Below are 6,673 nucleotides of genomic sequence, written 5' to 3'. Positions count from 1 at the left end.
CCCGCTTCGACAAAACCGCCGCCATCTACCAGGCCGGACTACTCATCGCAGGCATCTTCCTCTGGGCCGCACGATGATCCAAGAGAAACGCCCTAGTGTCGTGCTGCACAAGGTCTTCACAGTGTCGCTGTCAGGCCCAGTTGGTCGTCCGACATCGGCCAGCCCGTTCGCGACGGCGGGCCTGTCACTTCGCAGGAGCTCGCTTCACTACCTGATGGGCAGGAGTGCCGCGAAGTGTGAGACGCGGGTGCGGGACCGGGGCGTCGGGATGGAGCCGGGCTGAGGGCTGGTTCCCGCGCTGCCCTCGGACTCAGCGTCGCGCGGTTCGGGGGCCGCGCTCCGCGGCACGAGAGGCGGGCCCCGACGCGTGGACCGTGCGTCCGCGGGAGCCGTTCTCGCAGGTAGGGCCGTATGCGGTCCCGATTTGCCCCGCCCAGGGGCTCATATGTCACAGTGTCCGTCCCGGCCAGCCGGGCGCGCCTCGTGCGCAGTCGCTGCCGGGGCCCCGACCCCGACCTCACGGTTCCTGCCGTGCCGTCGGGGCGCCCTGGCCAGCCGGGCAACCGATCTTCCCGTACTCCCCATCCTTGGCAGAGAGCGATGCAGGCAACGACTCTTGTATCTCGGACCGTCGACCTGTTCGACCAGGGCCTGGAGCGCCAGTCCGGCGCCGCCCTGCTGCGCTTCGGCGCTGCCCGGCAGCACCAGGACGACCGCACCAGCTGGTCCTGCGACGGCGCCGTCGCCTGGCTCGATGCCAGGCGCGGACATGTGTGGAGCGTCGGCGACGCGGCGGCCGCCGCGCGACTCATCCTCCGCGCCGAGCACGAACTCCCCGGACACATACGGGAGTTCACCGGACCTCGAGGTGTCGATGCGCTCCTGCGGGAGCGGCTTGGGCTCACCGAGGTCGTCGAGTGGATCTTCCGCTGGACGCTCACGGAGCCGTCCTCGATGGCCGGCGAGGAGCGAGTGGTCGAGCTCGGCGAGGAGCACCACGAAGAGCTGGTCGCCTTCCTCGCCGAACACAGCCCGGCCCACTCCACGGGCCCCGGCTCCGCCGACGTCAGCCTCTGGGCGGGGATCCGGGGCGCTGACGGGCAGCTCGTCGCCTGCGGCGCGCTGAGCAGCCTGCGTGACAGCGCAACGCCGCTGATGGCGTCCGTGGCCACCGACTCGGCCCAGCGCGGCCAGGGCCTCGGCGCCGCGCTCACCGCCTGGCTGACCAGGCGTGCCGTACGCGAGCACGGCCTGTGCACCCTGTGGCAGCTCGCCGGCAACGCGGCCGCGCAACGCCTCTACGACCGGCTCGGCTACCGCGACGAGGACCCCTGCGTCTCGGCGCGCATCGCCCCGCACTGACTTCAACGGCGAGCAGCCGACCGCCCATCCCACGGCCGCCAACCCCGCTCGGCGGTACGGCCGGTGACACGGGCGCGCAGACAGCTGGCTGATCAGACGGCGGTCCTCAACAGGTCCCTGAGCATCACGGCGAACCACGGCGAGCCCTCAAACGGCTTGGACTCGTCGACCTGCCGGTACCCCCGACTCTCGTACCGTGCTTCGACTCGCGGGTGCGCAGTGTCCACGAACAGGGTCACAACGTCGGAGTCCCTGATGGTCGAGCAGCTCTCCATGCAGTTGGCGGGATGCTCCGGTCTTCCGCCACTTGGGAACAACCATCAGCTCGGTGGTCGTGTGGGTCTGCACGGCGGGCAACGGGCCCAACGACCGCCCCCTACTTGCCCTGATCGCCCGCGACCTGCTGCACGCCGGCCGCCCCAGCCACCGACACCCCCGAAACCGACCGGGCCCTCTTCCGCCTCTATTTCGACGAACGCATCACCCTCGCCGGCACCTCCCCCGAGACCTGGGCCGCCGTGTTTCGAGGACTTCCGCACGGCCCTCGCTGACCCGCGCGACAACCTTGACGCCGCGATCGACCTCAGCAGTTACACCGACGGGGAGATCCGCATCCACGAAGCCGCCTACAGTCGCACCGCTCCTGCCGTCGGCCAGCGGGCGCCCTTCACCGAAACGCGAGTCTGCGTCGCCCTACTCACTCGGCCTGTCCGGCCAGGCATCCGGCATCGCACTGTCCTTGCCCGCGCATCAACGATCGTTCCCGCGCGGCACCATATCGCTGGCGGATCCAGGCGCCTGAGCCAGGTCAGTCCCACTCCCAGCGGATCCCATGGACCCCGGGGCGGATCAGAGTGTCGGCCAGATGGACGGTGTGCCAACTGGTCAGGCGCAGTTCGGTGAGAGTGTGGGCCGGTGTGGACACGTTGGGCTGCCAGTTGCGGTAGCAGCGGGTGGGCAGGGCGGCCGGATCGAACTGCACCTGCAGCAGGTACGCGTGGGCGGGGAAACGGAACCAGCGCTGGTAGAAGCCCGTTGGCGGTCCGGCTTCCCGGTAGCCGAACTCGTACTCGATCACATAGGTCTCGCCGCGCTGGAGAGGCCGCTCGAAGAGCAGTTCCACCGCCGTGACGCCCGCGTCCGGGTCGGTCCGTACGCGGCCCGTCCGGCAGTAGGCGCAGCGGTGGAGGTCCGGAAGCCGACCCAACTCGTTGTGGTGGACGACCACATGGCGGTCGACCCCGTCCGCCCGCGCCCGGAACACCAGCCGGGTGTGCACGCTTTGCTCCTCGCGGTCCGGCCCGACCTGGAACCGCTCGTGACAGCCCAGCCATTCGAGCTGCCCGTCGGCGGTTGGCTCGATCTGGCCAAGGAGCCGGCCGACGCTGCCGGGCACCGGGCACAGGTCGCGGTAGGACAGCGCGCCCGGGACGTGCCGGGCCCAGCGGCCACGGGGACGGGGCGGACCGAGCCGCGCGACCAGGGATTCCTGCGGCAGGCCCAGGATCTGCTCCAGGGCGCGGACGGCGTGCAGCGAAGGCGGGCGTTCCGGGCGGCAGCGTCCTCGCTGCCAGTTGGAGAGGCTGGCGACGCTGACCCGGATGCCGCGTTCCGCGAGCCGGGCGTGCAGTCGGTCGAGGCTGAGGCCGCGGGCCCGGATGGCTGTCCGTAAGACTTCGTCGAAGGACTCGGCGTACGGGAGCTCTGGCTGTCCGTGGCCGGGTGCGGTGCGCGCGCTGGTTACCATGTGCCGAGTCCTCCCCGACGGCTGACATCCGCCCCCGGACGTGCACGAAGGTACCCTGGGGGCGGAAGTGCAGTCGAGATCGGCGGACCAAGTCGTCCGCCTCTCTGCGGTCAGTCAGAAGGTCAGAAGGTCAGGCTCCACGCGTCGACATAGCCGCTGTCGTTGACCGCCGTGTCCTTGACCCGCAGCTTCCAGACGCCGTTCGCGGTCTCCGCGGACGCGTCGACCGTATCGGTCTCGTGAATGATGTCGCCGTCGTCGTCGGGGTCGGGGCTGCGCAGCCGGTAGGCCCTGCCGCTGGGGCCGATGAGATCGATCTGCAGATCGCCGCGCCAGGTGTGGTGGACATCCTGGAATGCCGACAGGGATGCGGGCGCGCTTCCGCTGATCCCGCTCACGGTGAGGGGCGACTCGGCCTGGCCCTGGTCAGGGATGTCGACGTTGGCGGTGTTCTCGAAAAACCTGCCGGGGTCGCCGCCGCCCCCGTAGTTGATGAGGTTGCAGCACTGGTTGCGGTAGATGCGGGTGCTGCCCCGCTGGGCGTACCCCTGGTAGGCCGCCGACCCTTCGTGCCAGGTCCAGCCACCGATCTCCTTGCCCTGCACCGCCACCGGAGTATTGCCGTCCGACCCCGACCACAGGGTCCAGTGCGTGTGGTCGCCGTTGGCCGAGCCACCGCACGGCAGTTCCTCCGCGATCCTGCCGAGGTACTCGCCGTGGGCCACCGTGCTCCCCGAGGACTTCTCGGTGGTGTCGCGCAGGTGGTAGTAGCCGGTGGTGTAGCCGTTGTCGTGCATCACCGTGATGTAGGGCCACCGGCCGCCGCTGGTGCAGTGCCGGTACATCGTCCCGGCCCGCGAGGCACGCACGTTGCCGTCGCCGCCGTAGAAGTCGATCGAGTTGTACGGGCGAGACGTGCCGCTGTTGCCGTGCACGCCCCAGTGGGCCCAGCCGGCGTTCTGCCGCCACGGCAGCGAAAGGCCGGTGGCCGCGCGCGGCTCGGGTGTCTCGGGCGAGGAGGTACGGGCGAAGGGGGCGCGCTCGTGGTCCTTGACTACCGTGGAGGGCGCGCGGTGCGACAGCGCGGCGAAGGCAGCAGTGCCCTGGAGGCCGACCTGCCAGGTGCTGCCCGAACGCCGGGCGACGAACAGCGAGACCACGGGGGCGGTTTCGACACCGCGGGGGATCAGGAAGACCGAACTCCCGAACGTCCAGGCCCTGTTGTCGGACCACCGCTGCGGCTCGACCAGGATCTCCAGCTTCGCCGAGGGCGCTCGGCCGTAGCCGCTCCGGGCCTGGGCGCCGAGCCGGTCCTGCATGGCGCCGCGCACGACCTGCTTGAGCTCCTGCTCCGGGGACGGGGGCGGGGCCGCGGCCCCGGCACTGCCTGCCGGGAGCACGGGGACAGCGACGGCGAGCGCCGCACCGAGGGCCGTCAGGACGGTACGTATCCGTCTGTTCACGTTCACTCCTTCTGCGGGGTGGGGGACGCGCCTCGCAGCAACGCGGGCGCCACCGCCGGGTAATGTCCGCCGGTCCGCAGGGCGGAGCAACGAGAGAAAGGAGCGGAGCATGCAAAACCTGAATCCCACGCTCTAAACGCTGAACAACTGGCCGGCCCCGTTGCGCAGGCACTGGCATCGTGCCTGGTCAGGACGGGCCTCAGCGCGAGCAGCGGCCGATCCCCCAACCCACCAAGGCGAGCGTCGCCCGACCAACTGAATCTTTAAACTCGACGGCCGCCAGGCACCTTGCCGACTCTGCGGCAGCTCATCCGCCAGCTGGCTGCCCCTCCCCCGTGACGATGGCCCGCCATCGAGGCGGCCAACGCCTCCACCTGGGGATCTACGCAACCGGCTCCGGAGAAACGAACGGGCCGCGCCCTTCCACCGGCCCTGCCACCCGCAGGTTGACGATTCCCCACGGGAGAAGGACTTCGCCCGCCTGCTGGACGCGGTCCACCAGCAGCTTGGCGGGCCCGTCGTGCTCGTGTGGGACAACTACACCCATCATGTCGACGCCGCGATGCGCGAGCTGATCGCGGCCCGGAGCTGGCTGAGCGTCCTCCGTTGCCCTTCGTTCACGCCCGACCTGAACCCCGCCGAGGGCGTGTGGGCCCATCTGAGGAACAGCCTGGGCAACCTGGTCCCGTGCAGCATCGACGAACTCGCCGCACTGGCACGTACGCGCCTGAAACGGATGCCGTACCAACCCAGCCTGCTCGACGGATTCATCGCCGAGACCGGACTGATCCCGGCCCCGTTTTATGACGTCACCCCGAACCGAAAACCTCAGCAGCGCGCATAGCCTCCTGGCGCAGGCCACGCCCACCGACACTCCGCGAGCAAAGGAAAGGGCGTGAGTCGAGCGCGACGGAGGCCGCGCCGAACACCGCCCCGCTGCCCTCGAGCCACCGGCCTGCCCCCGATCCCACGCACACGGGCATCAGGCCGACCGCGGCTGCCTCGAAGAGGTTATGAGCGCGCTCCTCTTCGCCGTGGACGGCTTCCTCCGTGCGCCACAGCTTGCGGAGCTTGTCGAACATCGGGGCCACTTTCCCCCCGGTCGCGGCCAGCGCTGTTGATCAGTCACCTTGCCTACTCCAAAGTAGAGTTGGAGCTTCGGCGACTGAAGGGGGACTGTGCGGTGAAGCGCTACGAGCGGCTCAAGGAGATCCGGCGTATGGATCCGAAGAAAGACGCTCTGACTATCTACCGGCTCACCGCGGCCTACGAGTTCCCCTGGGACTTCACCCGCGCCCTTGAGCTGGCGCTCTATCGCACCTATGCCGTTCCCAGCATCGGCCGACTCCTCGCCGAGACCAGGGAACTGACGGACCGTACGCAGAAGCGGTACGACGACACATCGCTGCTCCTCGATACCGTCCTCGAGCACGGCTTCGGTACGGATGAGGGGCGCACCGCGATCCGCCGCATCAACCAGATGCACCGCAGCTACGACATCAGCAATGAAGACATGCGATACGTGCTGTGCACGTTCGTGGTGATGCCCAAGCGGTGGATCGATGCCTACGGATGGCGTCGGTTGTCACGCCACGAGACGGTCGCCTCCGCCGTCTACTACCGCACCCTGGGGCGGCACATGGGGATCCAGGACATCCCGGGTTCCTACGAAGAGTTCGAGCAGTGTCTCGACGCCTACGAAGAGGCCCACTTCGCGTGGGACGAAGGCGCGCGGAGGGTCTCCGACGCGACCCTCGACCTCATGGCCTCCTGGTATCCGCGCCCCCTGGCGCCTCTGCTGCGCACCTCGACCCTCGCCCTGCTCGACGAACCGCTGCTGCGTGCCTTCCACTACGAACCGCCGGGCGCCGCCACCCGCACGCTGGTCAGGCGCGCGGTGCGGCTGCGCGGACGCGCGGTACGCCTGATGCCGCCGCGCACCGCGCCGCACTACGCCCGGCAGAACTGGGAGATCAAGGGGTACCCGAACGGGTATCGCGTGGGCGAGCTCGGCACATACCCGACGCCGGGCGTTCGGGGCTGTCCCGTGCCGCACACCGACGCGTCGGCGGTCACTTCAGCGGAGTGAGTCCAACGCTGC

General features: G+C 69.6%; 5 protein-coding genes. 3 read left to right on the top strand and 2 right to left on the bottom strand.

The genetic code is table 11. The annotated features are described in order from the left end of the window. Positions 1 to 600 precede the first annotated feature (600 nt). Entirely contained in the window at positions 601 to 1,362 is a 762-nt protein-coding gene (locus ACWD10_RS08520; protein ID WP_451088329.1) for a GNAT family N-acetyltransferase, read from the top strand. Between the two features lie 808 nt (positions 1,363 to 2,170). Here the strand turns inward: ACWD10_RS08520 and ACWD10_RS08515 are convergent. Both ACWD10_RS08515 and ACWD10_RS08510 read right to left on the bottom strand, forming a co-directional pair. Beyond that, a complete protein-coding gene (locus ACWD10_RS08515; RefSeq protein WP_451088327.1) occupies positions 2,171 to 3,109 on the bottom strand; it encodes a helix-turn-helix domain-containing protein in 939 nt (312 codons plus the stop codon). A 122-nt stretch (positions 3,110 to 3,231) separates the two neighbouring features. After that, complete coding sequence (locus ACWD10_RS08510) at positions 3,232 to 4,572, bottom strand: proprotein convertase P-domain-containing protein (RefSeq protein ID WP_451088325.1); 1,341 nt, start codon at positions 4,570 to 4,572, stop codon at positions 3,232 to 3,234. A gap of 259 nt (positions 4,573 to 4,831) precedes the next feature. Here ACWD10_RS08510 and ACWD10_RS08505 point away from each other — a divergent pair, with 259 nt between their 5' ends. Beyond that, positions 4,832 to 5,416 carry a transposase gene (locus ACWD10_RS08505; RefSeq protein ID WP_451088363.1) on the top strand — a complete coding sequence of 195 codons (585 nt, stop codon included), beginning with the start codon at positions 4,832 to 4,834 and terminating at the stop codon, positions 5,414 to 5,416. Positions 5,417 to 5,755: 339 nt separating this feature from the next. Continuing rightward, positions 5,756 to 6,661 carry an oxygenase MpaB family protein gene (locus tag ACWD10_RS08500; protein WP_451088323.1) on the top strand — a complete coding sequence of 302 codons (906 nt, stop codon included), beginning with the start codon at positions 5,756 to 5,758 and terminating at the stop codon, positions 6,659 to 6,661. The last annotated feature ends 12 nt before the right edge of the window (positions 6,662 to 6,673 follow it).

The organism is Streptomyces sp. NPDC002851, from assembly GCF_053591935.1.
The sequence above is the reverse complement of the archived record's forward strand: the minus strand, read 5'-3'. Positions and strand labels throughout refer to the sequence as shown.

Bases quoted from the DNA above. Each gene is read 5' to 3' on its own strand.
- ACWD10_RS08515 (WP_451088327.1), bottom strand. From the start codon at position 3,109: ATGGTAACCAGCGCGCGCACCGCACCCGGCCACGGACAGCCAGAGCTC.
- ACWD10_RS08520 (WP_451088329.1), top strand. From the start codon at position 601: ATGCAGGCAACGACTCTTGTATCTCGGACCGTCGACCTGTTCGACCAG.